The organism is Staphylococcus sp. CWZ226 (assembly GCF_018986355.1).
GTDB lineage: Bacteria > Bacillota > Bacilli > Staphylococcales > Staphylococcaceae > Staphylococcus > Staphylococcus simulans.
Window position 1 is genome coordinate 87,209 of record NZ_JAHMSB010000010.1, and the last position, 19,490, is coordinate 106,698.

General features: G+C 36.9%; 16 protein-coding genes and 1 rRNA gene. 11 read left to right on the top strand and 6 right to left on the bottom strand.

The window, feature by feature from the left end; genetic code table 11:
* Nucleotides 1-9: 9 nt before the first annotated feature.
* The gene (locus tag KRR19_RS09135; protein WP_002481727.1) at nt 10-651 is read right to left on the bottom strand and encodes a redox-sensing transcriptional repressor Rex; all 642 of its coding nucleotides are present in this window, start codon (nt 649-651) and stop codon (nt 10-12) included.
* A 564-nt stretch (nt 652-1,215) separates the two neighbouring features.
* Between KRR19_RS09135 and KRR19_RS09140 the strand changes: the two genes are divergently transcribed.
* Together KRR19_RS09140 and KRR19_RS09145 are read left to right on the top strand one after the other, a co-directional pair.
* Nucleotides 1,216-3,141, top strand: a complete 1,926-nt coding sequence (locus KRR19_RS09140; RefSeq protein WP_057510847.1) for an ABC-F family ATP-binding cassette domain-containing protein — start codon at nt 1,216-1,218, stop codon at nt 3,139-3,141.
* 339 nt (nt 3,142-3,480) lie between these two features.
* On the top strand, nt 3,481-5,076 hold the full coding sequence (locus KRR19_RS09145; RefSeq protein ID WP_023015913.1) for a MutS-related protein: 1,596 nt from the start codon (nt 3,481-3,483) through the stop codon (nt 5,074-5,076).
* 57 nt (nt 5,077-5,133) lie between these two features.
* On the opposite strand, the gene tsaD is transcribed toward KRR19_RS09145, so the two are convergent.
* From tsaD to tsaE, 4 genes are read right to left on the bottom strand one after another with little or no spacing between them, the layout of a single operon-like run.
* Nucleotides 5,134-6,159 (bottom strand): tRNA (adenosine(37)-N6)-threonylcarbamoyltransferase complex transferase subunit TsaD, encoded by a 1,026-nt coding sequence (gene tsaD, locus KRR19_RS09150; protein ID WP_156666822.1) that lies wholly within the window; start codon nt 6,157-6,159, stop codon nt 5,134-5,136.
* Complete coding sequence (gene rimI / locus KRR19_RS09155; protein ID WP_096754679.1) at nt 6,159-6,578, bottom strand: ribosomal protein S18-alanine N-acetyltransferase; 420 nt, start codon at nt 6,576-6,578, stop codon at nt 6,159-6,161. The genes tsaD and rimI overlap by 1 nt, the downstream gene beginning before the upstream one ends.
* Nucleotides 6,579-6,598: 20 nt before the next feature.
* Complete coding sequence (gene tsaB, locus KRR19_RS09160) at nt 6,599-7,264, bottom strand: tRNA (adenosine(37)-N6)-threonylcarbamoyltransferase complex dimerization subunit type 1 TsaB (RefSeq protein WP_023015915.1); 666 nt, start codon at nt 7,262-7,264, stop codon at nt 6,599-6,601.
* On the bottom strand, nt 7,233-7,706 hold the full coding sequence (gene tsaE, locus KRR19_RS09165) for a tRNA (adenosine(37)-N6)-threonylcarbamoyltransferase complex ATPase subunit type 1 TsaE (RefSeq protein WP_023015916.1): 474 nt from the start codon (nt 7,704-7,706) through the stop codon (nt 7,233-7,235). Before tsaE ends, tsaB begins: the two co-directional genes overlap by 32 nt.
* 460 nt (nt 7,707-8,166) lie before the next feature.
* Between tsaE and ilvD the strand changes: the two genes are divergently transcribed.
* Genes ilvD through ilvA form a run of 9 tightly spaced genes read left to right on the top strand, consistent with a single transcriptional unit; the run spans nt 8,167 to nt 18,991 of the window.
* Nucleotides 8,167-9,861: a dihydroxy-acid dehydratase gene (ilvD, locus tag KRR19_RS09170; protein ID WP_002481735.1), complete on the top strand. Its 1,695-nt coding sequence runs from the start codon at nt 8,167-8,169 to the stop codon at nt 9,859-9,861.
* Nucleotides 9,862-9,882: 21 nt separating this feature from the next.
* Nucleotides 9,883-11,610 (top strand): biosynthetic-type acetolactate synthase large subunit, encoded by a 1,728-nt coding sequence (gene ilvB / locus KRR19_RS09175; RefSeq protein ID WP_253901119.1) that lies wholly within the window; start codon nt 9,883-9,885, stop codon nt 11,608-11,610.
* Complete coding sequence (gene ilvN / locus KRR19_RS09180) at nt 11,607-12,080, top strand: acetolactate synthase small subunit (RefSeq protein ID WP_002481737.1); 474 nt, start codon at nt 11,607-11,609, stop codon at nt 12,078-12,080. The genes ilvB and ilvN overlap by 4 nt, the downstream gene beginning before the upstream one ends.
* A 58-nt stretch (nt 12,081-12,138) precedes the next feature.
* Nucleotides 12,139-13,143 carry a ketol-acid reductoisomerase gene (gene ilvC, locus KRR19_RS09185; protein WP_002481738.1) on the top strand — a complete coding sequence of 335 codons (1,005 nt, stop codon included), beginning with the start codon at nt 12,139-12,141 and terminating at the stop codon, nt 13,141-13,143.
* A gap of 25 nt (nt 13,144-13,168) precedes the next feature.
* Nucleotides 13,169-14,701: a 2-isopropylmalate synthase gene (locus KRR19_RS09190; protein WP_002481739.1), complete on the top strand. Its 1,533-nt coding sequence runs from the start codon at nt 13,169-13,171 to the stop codon at nt 14,699-14,701.
* Nucleotides 14,698-15,738, top strand: a complete 1,041-nt coding sequence (leuB, locus tag KRR19_RS09195; protein WP_002481740.1) for a 3-isopropylmalate dehydrogenase — start codon at nt 14,698-14,700, stop codon at nt 15,736-15,738. The genes KRR19_RS09190 and leuB overlap by 4 nt, the downstream gene beginning before the upstream one ends.
* Before the next feature lie 15 nt (nt 15,739-15,753).
* Nucleotides 15,754-17,136, top strand: a complete 1,383-nt coding sequence (leuC, locus tag KRR19_RS09200) for a 3-isopropylmalate dehydratase large subunit (protein WP_002481741.1) — start codon at nt 15,754-15,756, stop codon at nt 17,134-17,136.
* Complete coding sequence (gene leuD / locus KRR19_RS09205) at nt 17,129-17,710, top strand: 3-isopropylmalate dehydratase small subunit (protein WP_002481742.1); 582 nt, start codon at nt 17,129-17,131, stop codon at nt 17,708-17,710. Before leuC ends, leuD begins: the two co-directional genes overlap by 8 nt.
* Before the next feature lie 12 nt (nt 17,711-17,722).
* On the top strand, nt 17,723-18,991 hold the full coding sequence (gene ilvA / locus KRR19_RS09210; protein WP_057510853.1) for a threonine ammonia-lyase IlvA: 1,269 nt from the start codon (nt 17,723-17,725) through the stop codon (nt 18,989-18,991).
* Between the two features lie 372 nt (nt 18,992-19,363).
* Here the strand turns inward: ilvA and KRR19_RS09215 are convergent.
* Nucleotides 19,364-19,490: ribosomal RNA gene (locus KRR19_RS09215) — 23S ribosomal RNA — on the bottom strand; the annotation flags it as partial.

Below are 19,490 nucleotides of genomic sequence, written 5' to 3' on the forward strand. Positions count from 1 at the left end.
TCCTTTTCTTTATTTACGATTCATATTATTCATAAAGAAGAGTAAAGACTGTAATTCTACCCCTAAATCAATATGATGTACTGATACATTATCAGGTACATCGATACGTGAAGGTGTAAAGTTTAAAATGCCTTTTACGTTACTAGCGACAAGTTGATCAGCAACTTCTTGTGCTGCTCTTCCAGGTGTTGTGATAATCACTACATCTAAATTGCCTTTTTTCAAAATATCATGAATGGCATCCATGTCTTTAACTACAACTTTTCCAATTTGCGTACCGACTACATCCGCGTCAATATCAAACGCTTCTGTAATCACCATATCATCGTGGATTGAGAAGTTATATGAAAGCAATGCTTTCCCTAAGTTCCCTACGCCGACTAAACCAATACGAATTACATCACTTTCGCTGATTTCGCCTTTAAAGAATTCTAATAAACTCTCCACATTGTAACCATAACCTTTTTTACCCAGCTCACCAAAATATGAAAAATCTCTTCTGATGGTAGCTGAATCAATATCCAATGCTTCACTGATTGTTTTAGAATTCACTCTATCTATCCCTTTTTCTTGAAGGGTATTCACGAATCGGTAATATAAGGGTAATCGTTTCAAAGTCGCGCGAGGAATTTTATTGTTTTGATTAGCCAATTTATTTTCCTCCAAATCTTTCTAACTACTATCCCAAACTTTATTCAGTTCAACCATAATAAAACTATACTTTTAATCGTATGAAGTTATGTTAATTTAGCCATGGAGTTGTGAAAAGTAGTCATTTTATCGACTATTAGCAGATTATAGTATTATCATAGTTAATAATGCTGTACAACAATACTCAGCTTGTTTCTGGAATCATTTTTTATTATTTAAGTATACCGTATGATTTCAGAAATTGGAATGACTGTATTATCAACATTTTAGTGAATACGCTCTTTATTACACTAAAACATCCATAATTGCATTTGTAAATTACAGCAATGTACTAACTATTATACGATTAGAATTTTGTTTTGAACACATTTTTTTAAAACAAATCATAATTAATGGTCTGTATTAAATGTGTATTGACACAAATTTCTGATAAAATATTCAATCTTTTAATTTCGCGTGATATGTTAGGAATTCATGTCAATTGCGCTTATAATAGTAACTAAGCGACGCTTTTTAGGAAGGAGGACTACGAGATATTTACAGACAAATCTCGTATAAATTTGAATGATATTACTACAATTAAACAATGTCTCAAAATCCTTCGACGGGGAAGAAATCTTTAGTGATGTCCACTTTGAAGTAAAGAGTCATGAAAAAATAGGCATTGTCGGCAGAAATGGCGCTGGCAAATCAACATTAATGAAAATCATTGCTGGTGTGGATGGTTATGATAGCGGCAATGTCTCGAAAATCAAAAATTTAAAAGTCGGTTATTTAACACAACAAATGACCTTAGATACTGACCATACCGTATGGGAAGAGATGTCTAAACCTTTTGCGTATCTTAAACAAATGGAACAAGAAATGCAGGCGGAAACTAATTGGTTAGCCAATCATGCTGATGAATATGAATCTGAGACTTTCAAAGACCATATGGCAAGATATGAAGCTTTGTCTAACCAATTTGAACGCCTAGAGGGGTATCAATTTGAAAGCAAGATTAAAACGGTCTTACACGGACTAGATTTTAACGAAGAAGATTTCAATCGTTCAGTAAATGATTTCAGCGGTGGTCAAAAAACGCGTTTGTCACTCGCACAAATGCTATTGAGTGAACCTGATTTATTATTACTTGATGAGCCGACCAACCATTTAGATATGGAAACAACACAATGGCTCGAAGATTATTTGAATTACTTTAAAGGTGCTATCGTTATTATCAGTCACGACCGCTTCTTCTTAGATAAAACGGTCAACCAAATCTACGATGTCGCACTCGGTGCAGTTCAACACTATGTCGGCAACTATAGTAAATTCATCACACAACGTGATCAATATTATCAAAAACGCATGCAAGAATACGAACGTCAACAAGCTGAAATTAAACGACTAGAAACATTTGTCGAAAAAAATATCACACGTGCATCAACAAGCGGAATGGCTAAAAGTCGTCGAAAAGTTTTAGAAAAAATTGAACGTATCGATAAACCGATGTTAGATGCTCGCAGCGCTAATATCCAATTCGATTTTGATCGTAATACAGGTAATGACGTATACCATATTAGAAACTTAGAAATCGGTTATGCAGAGCCTGTGATTGCCCCTATCACAATGGAAATCACTAAAGGAAATCATTTAGCAGTCATTGGACCGAACGGTATCGGAAAATCAACATTCATTAAAACTGTAGCCGACCGTATTCCTAAATTAGGCGGCGAAATTATTCATGGCGCAAATTTACGTGTCGGTTACTACGATCAAAAACAAGCAGAATTCAAATCTAATAAAACCATTTTAGACTATGTATGGGACCAATACCCTACCATGCCAGAAAAAGATGTACGTGCAGTATTAGGTCGTTTCTTATTTGTTCAAGATGATGTTAAAAAAATCATCAATGATTTATCAGGTGGTGAAAAAGCCCGCTTACAATTGGCATTATTGATGTTAGAACGTAATAATGTCTTAATTCTTGACGAGCCTACCAACCACTTAGATATCGATTCTAAAGAAATGTTAGAACAAGCACTTCAAGATTTTGAAGGTACTTTAATCTTCGTTTCACATGACCGTTACTTTATTAATCAACTGGCAAATAAAGTTTTCGATATGCAACCAGATGGCGGTACTGTTTACGCAGGCAATTATCAATATTATTTAGATAAAACTGAAGAGAAAGCCGCGATTGCCGCAAAAAATGAAGCACAACAAGCAGCACAAATCTCGACTGAAGAAAATACGAATTCATACGAAAATCAAAAAGCACAGCGTAGAGAACTACGTCAGTTAGAACGCCAAATTGAAAACTGTGAAGCAGAAATTGAAAAGTTCGAAGAACAAATCGAAACCATCGATCATCAATTAACACAACCAGAAGTATTTAATGATCCAGAAAAAGCTGCACAGTTAGCTGAAGAAAAAGACACTATCGAACACCAACTCGAACAAGTTATGGAAACGTGGGAAGAATTACAAGAAAAAATAATATAAACCATAAAGGTTACCGAGGACTAGAAATGAACACTTCATTTTTAGTCCTCTTTTATTACAATTCCTTAACAAAATTATCAACATTAAAAATCCCTTAACATCAACTATCCACAGAGTTATCCACTTTATCCACAGGAAAAATGACACCATTTTAAAGACTATTCACATCACTTTCCACAGTTATTCACCTATTTACCCACACTTATCCACAAGTTATTCACTTATTGTTGATAAGTACGCATGTTCGCTATTGACAAAACAACAACTCAATCAAAATTGGCGACTGCTCATTATTATGAGATACTATAAATAATTCATATAAATAGAGAGGTATTATTCATGGATAGTGTACTTAATATTTTCTTATTTTTAATCTTCATGTGGCTAGTGATTACAGCGCTTTATATCATACTCACTTACTACCAAAAATACCGCGCTGCACAACGTATACGTTCATTATGGGATGCACGCGCTAAATCTGAAAGCTTCATACGTCCCAATCAACATTATCGCTATCAATACGATACATATCATCAGCAAAATGAACATACACTCGATGATAAAACATGGTCCGATTTAAATTTAGACGACGTGTTTCAACAACTCAATTATAATTTCACCGCAATTGGTGAAATGCGCTTATACGCAACACTTCGAGGCATGTTTAAAGTTAACAACCAAAGTTTGATTAACAAGTTCAAAAATCATAAAACATTTCGTCAAAGTGTGTCTGTACATTTATCACAAATTGGCAAAACAATTTACCCAATGTTTCCGGATCAAATCAAACCGATTAAAATGCAAAATATTTATTATCTATGTCCTTTGCTTCCTATTATAGGTTTGATACTTGTACCTATTCTAAAGGGTCCAGGCTTATTAATATTACTCTTTACGATTGTGTTGAATATCTTTCTAAGCGGTAAATTATCCAAACACTACTCTGAATATATCAACGCAACCTTTTATTCTGTTAATGTCATTAAAAAAGCTGAACGTATTCATCAACTTGAACAAGCACCTGAACTTGATGTGAATTTCAAACATTTCGCGAAAGCCAAACGATTCAGTCCCCTACTAGGTAAAGTTTCACCTGATAACGAAGGCGGTGCGATGGCAGAATTTATTAAACTCGCTTTCATGTTAGATTATGTTATTTTCAATTCAGTTCAAAATACCTTTACTAAGCATCAAGATGAACTGATGGCTTGTTATGACTATGTCAGTGAAATTGACAATCATTATGCGATTGCTTTATGGCAAGAAACTTTAGAATCATATACACATCCTGAAGTCACACAACAACCTGAATTAGAATTCAACGCGTTAGTTCACCCTTTACTTGAGACACCTGTCCCAAATGATTTAAACATTCAGCGAAATATCTTACTGACAGGTTCGAACGCATCAGGTAAATCGACGTTCATGAAAGCTGTAGCACTCAATTTAGTATTAGCGCAAACTGTTGATACAGCATTAGCGACTCAATTCAAATATAAGCCTGGTATGATTTTAACTTCTATGGCGAATCAAGATGATGTACTGAGCGGAGATAGTTACTTCATCGCAGAATTGAAATCTATCTTACGCTTAATGGATCAAACAGACACTTATTGTTATTGCTTTATCGATGAAATATTTAAGGGAACGAATACAACAGAGCGCATTGCTGCTTCTGAATCAGTTTTAAATTACCTTGCAGAACATCCCGAATACAGAATCATTGCGGCAACGCATGATATTGAATTATCACAACTACTTGAACAGGATTTTGCGAATTATCATTTTAATGAAACGATTAAAGATGATGAAATTTATTTTGACTATAAAATCAAACCAGGTAAAGCAGATACTCGTAATGCAATTGAATTATTACGCTTAATGCACTTTCCTGATGCTGTTTATCAAAATGCATTAAAAAATACAAAAAAGTAGAGAAGCAAAATAACTGCTTCTCTACTTTTTCTTTTATCAATATTTCTTTATATTCAATTATTCTACTGAAAATTCTTCAATATCAATACTGCTTTTACCATTTAAATCTAAATCAGCTTTTAATCCAGCTTCATATAAATAATGACCTGCTGCACCAATCATCGCCGCATTGTCAGTACATAACTTCGGACTTGGAATTGATAATTTAATCTGATGTTCTGCACATGCTTCTTTAAGTGCTTTTCGTAAACCTTTGTTGCTTGCGACACCACCTGCGACTATTAACTGATTCACTTGATACGTTTCACATGCTTTAATCGCCTTGTGTACTAAAACTTCAACGACACTATTTTGGAAACTTGCCGCAACATTTTCAGGAATAATTTCTTTATTCTTTTGTTTCAAGTTATGCAGCTTATTGATAACTGCACTTTTTAAACCACTGAAGCTAAAATCAAAACTATCCGGTTCTAGCCATACACGTGGGAAGTCGTAGACATCTTCCCCTTCTGTTGCGAGTTGATCGACTTTCGGTCCGCCGGGATACGGCAAGCCGATTGTACGTGCCACTTTATCATAAGCTTCACCGACTGCATCGTCTCTTGTTTCACCGATAACTTCAAAGTTTAAATGGTCTTTCATATAAACTAACTCTGTATGACCACCTGATACTATCAGTGCCATCAACGGAAACTCGAATGGTTCTTCTAAATTATTCGCATAGATATGACCTGCAATATGATGCACCGGGATTAATGGTTTATCATATGCATATGCTAATGCTTTTGCTGCATTGACTCCGATTAAAAGTGCACCGATTAAACCTGGACCTTCTGTCACCGCAACCGCATCTATTGCTTCCATATCTGTATGTGCTGTTGTTAAGGCCTCATCTATCGTTTGTGTAATACCTTCCACATGATGACGGCTCGCTACTTCAGGGACCACGCCGCCGAAACGTTTATGACTTTCAATTTGACTTAGCACAGTATTGCTTAAGATTTCTTTGCCATTTTTAATCACACTGGCACTTGTTTCATCACAGCTTGATTCTATTGCTAAAATTAATGTATCTTTTTCCATTATAAATCCACCCACATTACGAGTGCATCCTCGCCTTCTCCATAATAATTTTTTCGTTTGCCGCCGTAATTGAATCCTAATGATTCATAAACACGACGCGCAATGCTGTTTTCAATACGTACTTCTAAACTCATAACCTCACATGTTTGTCTAGCGAAATTCATCGCATACTCCACAATTAACTTTCCTAATCCATACCCGCGCATCTTTTCAGTTACCGCAACTGTCGTAATTTGTGCTTGATCAATGACGGTCCATATACCGATATAACCAATAATCTCTTGCTCATATTCCATCACAAAATAACGTGCAAATTGATTACGTTCGACTTCATGATAAAAAGCATCAATAGTCCAAGAGCTATCATTAAAACACAAGCGTTCTAAATCAAAAACTTTCGGCACATCCTCTACAGTCATCAATCGTATATTCAAGCCATTTAATTCTGTTGCGTTTTTAACCAATTGCGTTCTGCCTCAGAAAGTTTAAGATAGTCTGGTTTAAAGGTATGGATATTTTCTGGTTGCGTAATTAAACTTTGCATCACGCTGGCATTAGGAAGTTGATGAATTATCGGTCCATTTAGCAACTCAGTAATATTTTCTAAATCATGACCGACAAAAACGTGTGGCTGTTGTTGTTGATTCAGATAATCATTTAAATCTGTAATCAACATATATTGGTCTTCTAATAAGTTAACAAGTTGACCTTCTTGGTATTGATAAACACCTGTATAAACCGCTTCTCGTCTTGCATCAAACACGGGAACAATTAACTGTTCAGTCTGTGTATCAGGTAAAGTTGCAGCTAAGGCTTCTAAAGATGAAACGCCATATAACTCTGTATTTAATGCATAAGCTAACGTTTTAGCAGTCGTAACACCAATTCTTAATCCAGTGTATGAACCAGGACCTTTAGCAACGATAATTGCATTAATATCTCTTTTAGTGATACCTGCTTCTTCAATGATTTTTTGAATCGCCGGCATCAGTTGAACAGAATGATTACGTTTAATATTTGTGGTATGTTCTACTAGTATATTTTCATCTTGCATCACTGCAAGCGACATAGGCTTATTGGATGTATCCAGCAGCAAGTAAATCACGTGTGACGTCCTCCTTCAGTTGTGCATAATGCGCACCTTGTGCTTCTATTGTAATTTCTCTTTTATTTTCATCTACTGCAGTAAGATTAATCGTTAAATGATTATCTGGCAATAAGTCTTGAATAAATGTACTCCATTCAATAACGGTTACTGCATGATCATCAAAATATTCATCGAACCCTAAGTCTTCATCAGAATCTTCTAAGCGATAGCAATCCATATGATGAAATTTCATGTTCGTTCCTTTATAAGATTTAATAATATTGAAGGTTGGAGAATTAATTGTACGTTTCACTCCTAAATGCTTACCGATGAATTGACTTAATGTTGTCTTTCCTGCACCTAAATTACCGTTTAATAAAATTAGATCTTTGGGTTGTAAATGCTTTGTCAGTATTTCAGCAAATTGATTCATTTGATCAATATTGTTGATTGTTATCATTTTCAAGTCTCCTATTTTCTATTCTGTATGCGTACAGAAATTTCGTCTTCTATATTGTAACATGGCATGCAACTGCTTTTGACTATAATGATTGTTTGCTTTAAAAATGAAATATGTAATTATTAAAAACGTTTTCATGTATGAAATTAAAAAATTTTCAGAAATCCGGTTGACATCCCCCTGGACATGTAGTAAATTAAGTTTATCAAATTTTTAGACAATTCAAATTTATTCATAAAACCATTCGAAAGGAGCAAATTGAAATGACTAACAGAACACAAGCAAATACTCTACCGACAACAACAAATATTTTAGTCATTTTATTAATTTGCTAGGACTCGAACTTTAGTAAAAACCATTACTAAATGTTTAAGTCCTATTTCCGATTGAATGGGACTTCCATTGACGTCCCAATAATTATTGGGACGTTTTTTTATTTGAATCTTCGGGGGGAATTATATTGAGAAGCGACACAATCAAAAAAGGAGACCAACAGGCTCCGGCCAGAAGTTTACTTCATGCCACAGGACAAATCAAAGATCCAACAGATATGAACAAACCATTCGTAGCGATTTGTAACTCTTATATCGATATCGTTCCAGGACATGTTCACTTAAGAGAATTAGCAGATATTGCAAAAGAAGCTATCCGAGAAGCAGGCGCAATTCCATTTGAATTCAACACAATTGGTGTTGACGATGGTATCGCAATGGGACACATTGGAATGCGTTATTCATTACCATCTCGTGAAATCATCGCAGATGCAGCTGAAACAGTTATCAATGCACATTGGTTCGACGGCGTCTTCTACATTCCTAACTGTGACAAAATCACACCAGGAATGTTAATGGCAGCAGTTAGAACAAACGTACCTGCTATCTTCTGTTCAGGCGGACCGATGAAAGCTGGTTTATCTACAACAGGTAAAGCCTTAACTCTTTCATCTATGTTCGAAGCAGTTGGTGCCTTTAAAGGCGGTTCAATGACAAAAGAAGAATTCTTAGATATGGAACAAAATGCTTGCCCTACTTGCGGTTCTTGCGCAGGTATGTTCACAGCAAACTCAATGAACTGTTTAATGGAAGTATTAGGACTAGCACTTCCATATAATGGTACAGCATTAGCCGTATCAGACCAACGTCGAGAAATGATTCGACAAGCCGCTTTCCAATTAGTAGACAATATTAAAAATGATTTGAAACCACGTGATATCGTTACAAAAGAAGCATTAGATGATGCATTCGCATTAGATATGGCGATGGGCGGTTCAACAAACACAGTACTTCACACACTTGCAATCGCAAATGAAGCGGGTGTTGATTATGACTTAAGCCGTATCAATGAAATTGCTAAACGTACACCTTATTTATCTAAAATCGCACCAAGTTCTTCTTATTCTATGCACGATGTTCATGAAGCCGGCGGTGTTCCTGCTATCATCAATGAATTAATGAAAAAAGAAGGTACATTGCACCCTGACAGAGTGACTGTTACAGGTAAAACACTTCGCGAAAACAACCAAGGCAAAGAAATCAAAAACACAGATGTCATCCATCCACTTGATAATCCGTACGATAAAGAAGGTGGCCTTTCAATCTTATATGGTAACTTAGCTCCAAATGGTGCAGTTATCAAAGTCGGCGGTGTAGATCCTGAAATCAAAGTCTTTAAAGGAAAAGCCATTTGTTTCGACTCTCATGATGAAGCTGTTGAAGCAATTGATAACCACACTGTACGTGAAGGTCACGTTGTAGTTATTCGTTATGAAGGCCCTAAAGGCGGACCAGGAATGCCTGAGATGTTAGCCCCTACTTCATCTATCGTAGGTCGCGGCTTGGGTAAAGATGTTGCATTAATCACTGACGGAAGATTCTCAGGAGCAACAAGAGGTATCGCAGTCGGACACATTTCACCTGAAGCAGCATCAGGCGGACCAATCGGATTAATTCGTGATGGTGATGAAATCGTCATCGACTTAACAAACAGAACATTAGATGTAGATGTTTCAGAAGAAGAAATGAACAAACGTAAAACAGAAGTCAAACCATTTAAAGCTAAAGTGAAAACAGGTTACTTAGCACGTTATACAGCACTTGTTACAAGTGCAAATACGGGCGGTGTTATGAGAGTACCAGAATATCTAATTGAGGAGTGATGCTTTATGTCTAACCCACAAATGACTAAACATAATGAAGAAGCAAACAGTACACAAGCAGCCACGAAAACGAGTAGAAGCGGTTCGGAATTGTTGGTAGAAGCACTGTTGAAAGAAGGCACAGAGTTGCTTTTCGGTTATCCAGGAGGTGCCGTGCTACCGCTCTATGATACATTTTACGATGGTAAAATCAAACATATCTTAGCACGACACGAACAAGGTGCTGTACACGCTGCGGAAGGTTATGCCAGAGTTTCTGGCAAACCTGGCGTAGTTGTAGTTACCAGCGGTCCAGGAGCAACAAACGTTATTACAGGTATCGCAGACGCATTTAGTGATTCATTGCCACTTGTAGTATTTACAGGACAAGTTGCAACACCAGGTATCGGTAAAGATGCATTCCAAGAAGCGGATTTACTTTCAATGACAACACCTATCACTAAACACAACTTCCAAGTTAAACATCCAGACGAAATTCCTGAAGTGGTACATCAAGCGTTTCACATTGCAAATACAGGTCGTAAAGGCCCAGTAGTCATCGACTTCCCTAAAGATGTCGGCATTCTACAATCTGATGTTGATGTATGTGACGAGCTTGATTTACCAGGATATCGTTTAGCTGATGCACCGAACCCTCAAGATGTACAAACTGTACTAGAATGGTTGAAATCAGCGAAGAAACCAGTCATTTTAGCTGGTGCAGGCGTGAGACATTCAGAATCAGGTCCACTTCTGACTACATTTGCTGAACGCCATCAAATTCCAGTAGTCACAACTTTACATGGGTTAGGCACAATTCCTTACAGCAATCCCCTATTCTTAGGTATGGGCGGTATGCACGGATCTTACGCAAGCAACATGGCACTTTCTGATTGCGACTTGCTTATCAACTTTGGCAGCCGCTTCGATGACCGCCTTGCAAGTAACCCAGATAAATTTGCAGAAAACGCTAAGGTTGTTCATGTAGACATCGATCCTTCTGAAATCAACAAAATCATCAAAACAGATTTGGGCGTAGTAGCTGACTGTAAATTGATGCTTGAAGCATTGCTTACAGAAACTAATACTTACGACCAACATAAAGACTGGGTTGACTATTATGTGAATAATCAGAAATCTCACCCATTTGCATACACAGATGAAGAAGCAGATGTATTTATCAAACCTCAACAAGCCATCGAGTATATCGGTAAAATTACAAATGGAGAAGCGCTAGTTACAACAGATGTCGGCCAACACCAAATGTGGGCAGCGCAATTCTATCCATTCAAACATGATAATCAATTAGTAACAAGCGGTGGTCTTGGAACAATGGGCTTCGGCATCCCTTCTGCTATCGGTGCTAAATTAGCACAACCTGATAAAACAGTTGTTTGTTTCGTTGGAGATGGCGGTTTCCAAATGACCAACCAAGAAATGGCAATCTTAAATGAGTATGGTTTAGATATCAAAATCGTCCTTATCAATAACGGCACACTAGGAATGGTTAAACAATGGCAAGATAAATTCTTTAAACAACGTTTCTCTCATTCAGTATTCAATGGCCAACCAGATTTCCAACAATTATCAGAAGCATATGGTGTGAAAGCATTCTTAGTAGATGATCCTAAAACACTTGAAGCAGATTTAGAAGCAGCATTTGCGCACAAAGGCCCTGCTTTAATCGAAGTAAGAATCTCACCTAAAGAACCAGTTTTACCGATGGTACCAAGCGGTAAAGCGAACAACGAAATGGAGGGTGTCCTATGAGATATACATTCAAGACGCAAGTATTAGATAAATCTGGTACATTAAACCGACTGACAAGTACCTTTTTAAGACGTCAGTTTAATATCGTAACACTTTGTGTTACACCAAGTATTCAACCTGGTATTTCTGATATGACATTCGTAGCTGAGTTAGATGAAGCATCAAAAGTACAATCACTCATGCTCCATTTAGAAAAACAAATCAATGTACTTTCTGTAGAAAATATCACAGATAACAACGTCTACAGTGTGGAATTATTACTTGCTAAAATTGCAACACCTGCAGATAAAACAGAATTAGACAACTTGATCAATCACAGTGATGCGCTAGTTTCAGTATTAAAAGAAGAAGATGGTCATACTTATTTACAAGCATCAGGTACACAACAAGCACTTGATGATGTATTACATGCACTATCATCACAACAGATTGAACAAGTTTCTAGAACAGGAACTGCAGCATTATTATAATTTGAATTTTCACAAAGTTGAGAATTTAAAATAAAACAAATTTTTGGAGGAATTTATTATGACAACAGTTTATTATGACGAATCAGTGAAAAAAGACGCTTTAGAAGGTAAAAAAATCGCGGTATTAGGCTACGGTTCTCAAGGTCACGCACATGCTAAAAACCTTAAAGACAACGGCTATGACGTTATAATCGGTATCCGCCCAGGACATTCTTTCGACAGAGCTAAAAAAGATGGATTCGATGTATATCCAGTTGGAGAAGCAGTAAAACAAGCAGACGTAATCATGGTATTATTACCAGATGAAATCCAAGGTAAAGTATACGACGAAGAAATCGCTCCTAACCTAGAAGCTGGTAATGCATTAGCATTTGCACATGGTTTCAACATCCACTTCGATGTAATCAAACCACCAAGTGACGTAGATGTATTCTTAGTAGCTCCTAAAGGCCCTGGTCACCTTGTAAGACGTACATTCACTGAAGGCAGCTCAGTTCCTGCATTATTTGGTGTAGGCCAAGATGCAACTGGTAACGCTTTTGACATCGCATTAAGCTATGCAAAAGGTATCGGCGCAACTAAAGCTGGGGTCATTGAAACTACATTCAAAGAAGAAACTGAAACAGACTTATTCGGTGAACAAGCAGTACTTTGCGGTGGTGTTACTCAATTAATTCAAAACGGTTTCGAAACATTAGTTGAAGCTGGTTACCAACCAGAACTTGCTTACTTCGAAGTATTACATGAAATGAAATTGATCGCTGACTTAATGTACGAAGGCGGTATGGAAACTATGCGTTATTCAATTTCAAACACTGCTGAATACGGTGACTATGTTTCAGGTCCACGTGTTATCACACCAGACGTTAAAGAAAACATGAAAGCTGTATTAACTGACATCCAAAACGGTACATTCGCTAACAACTTCATTAAAGATAATGAAAATGGATTCGAAGAATTCTACAAACTACGTAAAGCAGCACAAGGTCACCAAATCCAAGAAGTTGGTAAAAAACTTCGTGAAATGATGCCATTCGTTGAAAATAAAACTATTGAAGAATAATACTAAATCAGGAGGTTGATTATTTATGAGTCATATTCAAATTTTTGATACAACACTAAGAGACGGTGAACAAACGCCCGGAGTCAGTTTTTCCTTTGATGAAAGACTGACTATCGCAAAGCAACTTGAAAAATGGGGTGTCGATGTAATTGAAGCTGGATTCCCTGCTTCTAGTGAAGGTAGCTTTAAATCAGTTCAAGCTATTTCACAAGCTTTAACTAAAACTGCTGTAGTAGGCTTAGCAAGATGTAAGAAAAGCGACATCGATGCTGTGTACGAAGCAACTAAAGAAGCAAAATATCCGCAATTACATGTATTTATCGCTACTAGCCCTATTCATTTAGAGCATAAATTGAAAATGACTCAAGAAGAAGTGCTAGAGCAAATTACTGAAAATGTTGCTTATGGCAAATCTTTATTCGATGTTGTACAATTCTCACCCGAAGATGCAACACGTACTGATTTAGATTTCTTAATCAAAAGTGTGCAAACAGCTGTAGACGCAGGTGCAACAATTATCAACATTCCTGATACAGTAGGTTATAGCTATCCAACTGAATTCGGAAATATCTTTAAAGTATTGCTTGAAAATGTTAAATCTGATCAAGAAATTATCTATAGTGCACACTGCCACGATGACCTAGGCTTAGCTGTTGCAAACAGCATGGCTGCCATCGAAAATGGTGCAAAACGTGTTGAAGGTACAATTAACGGTATCGGTGAACGTGCTGGTAATACTGCACTTGAAGAAGTTGCGCTTGGTTTATACGTACGTAAAGATCACTATGGTATTGAAACAAGACTTGAGCTTGGACGTACTAAAGAAACTTCTGATTTAATTTCTCGTTTCGCTGGTATTCCAGTACCTCGAAATAAAGCTGTTATCGGTCAAAACGCATTCAGTCATGAATCAGGTATCCACCAAGACGGCTTCTTGAAAAACCGTGAAACATACGAAATCATGACGCCACAATTAGTGGGTATCCAAACATCTGAATTGCCTCTTGGTAAATTGTCTGGTAAACATGCTTTCGCTGAAAAGTTAAAACAACTTGGCTACGAAATCAGTCCAGAAAAACAAGTTGAATTGTTCAAACAGTTCAAATCTATAGCCGATAAAAAGAAAAATGTTTCTGATTATGACGTACATGCCCTTGTTCAAGGTCATTACCATGAAACAAATGCTGCTTATCATGTTGAAAATCTTCAACTACAATTTGTGGCTGAAGGTGTACAAAGTGCAGTCGTTCAACTTCGTGATAATGACGGCAAGCAATATCAATCAGCAGCAACAGGAACAGGTTCTATTCTTGCAGTATACAATGCAGTAGACTTAATCTTCGATGCTGAATCTGAATTGTTGAACTATCAAATCTCTTCAGTAACTGAAGGTTCAGATGCACAAGCACAAGTTAACGTTGAACTTAGCATTGATGGACGCTCTTACTACGGTATCGGTATCGACCATGACGTATTGCTTGCTTCATGTAAAGCTTATGTGGAAGCTTATTCTAATCATATTGCTGATGCATCAGTTAATAATGAGGTGAACGCATGAGTTATAAAATCACTGCCCTCCCAGGCGATGGTATAGGTCCAGAAATACTTGAAGGTACTTTGAAAATATTAGAAAAATTAAGTGGAAAATATAACATTGATTATGAATTAGAAACTTATGATTTTGGAGGGGCCGCTATAGATAACTATGGCGACCCGCTTCCATCATCTACGCTTGAAGCTTGTAAACAATCTGATGCGATTCTTTTAGGTGCAATCGGCGGTCCAAAATGGACAAACAGCCCAAAACGACCTGAAGCTGGCTTACTTGCTTTAAGAAAGAACTTAGAGTTATTCGCAAATATCCGCCCTACTGCTGTAGTTGAAGGCGCGACTGAATTCTCTCCTCTTAAAGCAGAACGTGTACAAGGTACTGATTTAGTGATTGTCAGAGAATTAACAGGCGGTTTATACTTCGGTGAACCGAAAGAATTAGCTGAAGATCATGCAATTGATTCTTTAACATATACTAAAGCAGAAGTTGAACGTATTGCACACGCAGCGTTCAAACTTGCACAATCAAGACGTAAGAAATTAACTTCAGTGGACAAAGAAAATGTATTAGCATCCAGTAAATTATGGCGTAAAACAGTTGATGAAGTATCTGCTTCATATCCTGATGTGGAAGTAGAACATCTACTTGTTGATGCATGCAGTATGCATTTGATTACGCGTCCAACACAATTTGATGTGATTGTAACTGAAAACTTATTCGGTGATATTTTAAGCGATGAAGCTTCTGTCATTCCGGGTTCATTAGGTGTATCCCCTTCTGTCAGCTATGGACAAAAAGGTACAAAACTTTATGAACCAATTCATGGATCAGCACCTGACATTGCGGGTCAAGATATTGCGAATCCGACAGGTATGGTGCTTTCATTAGCAATGTGTTTCAGAGAAACATTTAATCAAGCAGAAGCGGCAGAAGAATTAGAAAAGATTGTTTATGGTTTACTGAAAGAAGGCTTTACGACACCTGATTTAGGCGGAAAAGCACATACTTCAGAAATCTTCGAGAAAATTTTACAACAACTTTAAAGGATGGTGATTGAAATGGGACAAACTTTGTTCGATAAAATATGGAATAGACATGTTCTCACAGGAAATGCAGGTGAACCGCAATTATTATACATTGACTTGCATTTAATCCATGAAGTGACATCACCTCAAGCCTTTGAAGGATTAAGAATTCAACACAGACCACTGAGACGTCCGGATTTAACGTTTGCGACAATTGATCATAACGTACCGACAGAAGATATTTTCAACATCAAAGATGAAATTGCAGCAACACAAATCAAGACGCTTCAAAAGAACTGTGCAGAGTTTGGGGTTCGACTGTTTGATAATGGTACTGAAGAACAAGGTATCGTACATATGGTTGGACCAGAAATGGGATTAACGCAACCTGGTAAAACCATTGTTTGCGGTGACTCTCACACAGCAACACACGGTGCTTTCGGTGCCATTGCTTTCGGTATCGGAACGAGTGAAGTTGAACATGTTTTTGCGACACAAACATTATGGCAAACTAAACCGAAGAATCTTTTAATTGATATTAATGGTGAGTTGCCTAAAGGTGTATATGCGAAAGATATTATCTTACACCTCATCAATCAATATGGTGTAGATTTCGGTACAGGTTATGCGCTTGAATTTGCAGGTTCAACAATTCGTAATCTATCAATGGATGCGAGAATGACAATCTGTAATATGGCGATTGAAGCCGGCGCAAAATATGGTTTAGTTGAACCAGATGAAACAACACTAGAATATGTCAAAGGTCGTCCTTACGCTGATATTGATGAGGAAACTGCAGAATATTGGCAATCACTTTATAGTGATAAGGATGCACAATTTGATCGTGTGATTGAGTTAGATGTATCTGACCTAGAACCACAAGTAACTTGGGGTACTAGTCCTGAAATGGGTGTAAGCTTCAATACACCTTTCCCAGAAATTCAAAACGTCAATGACGAACGTGCTTATCACTACATGGATTTAAAACCAGGTGAAAAAGCTGAAGATATTGAACTTGGTTATGTATTCTTAGGCTCTTGTACAAATGCGCGCCTTTCTGACTTACAAGAAGCAAGTAAATTTGTTAAAGGACATAAAGTACATCCTAATATCACAGCAATTGTTGTACCTGGTTCAAGAAGTGTTAAACATCAAGCTGAAGCATTAGGACTTGATAAAATCTTTAAAGATGCAGGCTTTGAATGGCGTGAACCTGGCTGCTCAATGTGTCTCGGTATGAACCCTGACCAAGTACCAGCTGGTGTCCACTGTGCTTCTACCAGCAACCGTAACTTCGAAGGTCGTCAAGGTAAAGGTGCAAGAACACATCTTGTATCCCCTGCTATGGCCGCAGCTGCTGCGATTGAAGGACGCTTCGTAGACGTCAGAAAATGGGAGGCGCTTGAACATGCTTAAAATCGAACCGATTACACAATATACAGGTAAAACTGCTATTTTATTTCACGATAATATTGATACAGACCAAATTATCCCAAAAGTCCATCTCAAAGGCGTTTCTAAAACAGGACTTGGTCCTTACGCCTTTGATGAGTGGCGTTATCTAGAAGATGGTTCAGATAACCCTGAATTCGAATTAAACCAACCTCAATATAAAGGTGCTTCAATTCTTATCACAGGTGATAACTTTGGTTGCGGCTCTAGTCGTGAACACGCAGCTTGGGCATTAAAAGATTATGGCATCAATATTATTATTGCGGGCAGCTTCAGTGATATTTTCTACATGAACTGCACGAAAAATGCATTATTACCTATCGCACTAGAAAAAGAAGATCGCGAGTTCCTTGCGAAATATAAAGAGCTCGAAATTGACCTTCCGAATCAGGTAATCAAAACACCTGATCGCGAATTACATTTTGATATTGATTCAACTTGGAAGAACAAACTTGTTCAAGGACTAGATGATATTGCCGTCACATTGGCATACGAAGACCAAATTGAACAATACGAACAGAAATACCAACACAATTAAGGAGTGAGCGAAATGACTGTACAAACTGCTGTATCAGCTAAAGACATAGAAGAGGCTTTTTTATCATTACAGCCGATTGTCAAAGAAACGCCTTTAGAGAAAGATCATTATTTATCTTTAAAGTATGACTGTAATGTATATTTAAAAAGAGAGGATCTGCAATGGGTACGTTCTTTTAAACTAAGAGGTGCTTATAACGCAATTCAAGTATTGAGCGAAAGCGAAAAAGCAAAAGGTATTACATGTGCGAGTGCCGGCAACCATGCACAAGGTGTCGCATTTACTGCACAACGATTAGGATTAAAAGCAGTCATCTTTATGCCTGTGACAACTCCCCTTCAAAAAATTAATCAAGTTAAATTCTTTGGTGGAGAAAATGTTGAAGTAATCTTGGTTGGTGATACATTTGATGATTGTTTAAAAGAAGCCCTAGAATATACTGAAAAACATGCGATGAACTTTATTGACCCATTTGACAATGTCAATACAATTGCAGGTCAAGGTACAATCGCAGCGGAAATTTTAAAAGAAGCACAAGAAAGCAATATCGATGTAGATTATCTATTTGCCGCAATTGGTGGCGGCGGATTAATTTCTGGTGTAGGTACTTACTTTAAAGAGAAGTCGCCTCAAACAAAAATTGTAGGTGTTGAACCTAAAGGTGCTGCAAGTATGTATACTTCAGTTGTCTTAGAACATCACAGAGTGAAATTACCAGAAATTGATAAGTTTGTAGACGGTGCATCTGTTGCACAAGTCGGCAAAATTACATTTGAAATTGCGAAAAAAGTCGTTGATGATTATCTTCAAATCGATGAAGGTGCTGTATGTTCTACAATCTTAGATATGTATTCTAAACAAGCCATTGTCGCAGAACCTGCAGGTGCATTAAGCGTCTCAGCTCTAGAACAATATCGTGATCAAATCAAAGGCAAAACAGTAGTTTGTATTATCAGCGGTGGTAACAACGATATCAACCGTATGAAAGAAATCGAAGAACGCTCACTTTTATATGAAGAAATGAAACACTACTTCATTTTCAACTTCCCTCAACGTCCTGGTGCGTTAAGAGAGTTCGTAAATGAAGTATTAGGACCAAATGATGATATCACTAAATTCGAGTACTTGAAAAAATCTTCTCAAAACACAGGTACAGTTATCATAGGTATTCAATTAAATAACCATGATGACTTAACGCGTTTGAAAGAAAAAGTACATGAGTTTGATCCATCAAATATCTATATTAATGAAAACAAAATGTTGTATTCATTATTGATTTAATCTAAAAAGCAGGAGATGCCATAATTCTAAAATGACTTATGGTTTCTCCTGCTTTTTCTTTATATACATATGCCTATTAATTTTCCGCACAGCTTCTCCACTTACACATCTTAAGCTAAATTCTCGTTTATTGAATGAGTCTTTAACTAATGCTGATTAAAAATGCTTTTTATATACCTATTTAAAACAGTATGTAATGTTTTATATGTATCTTATGAACTATATCAATTTCTCTTATAAAAAAGCATAAAAAAAAGACCTCAAACCTGAGATCTCAATGCGGCTCATCGCATCCAAAATATATAATATACGATTATACATTCAAAACTAGATAGTAAGTAAATTTCAATTCGACCAATCAAAACTTGAAATTTGATTAAGTCTTCGATCGATTAGTATTCGTCAGCTCCACATATCGCTATGCTTCCACCCCGAACCTATTAACCTCATCATCTTTGAGGGATCTTATAACCGAAGTTGGGAAATCTCATCTTGAGGG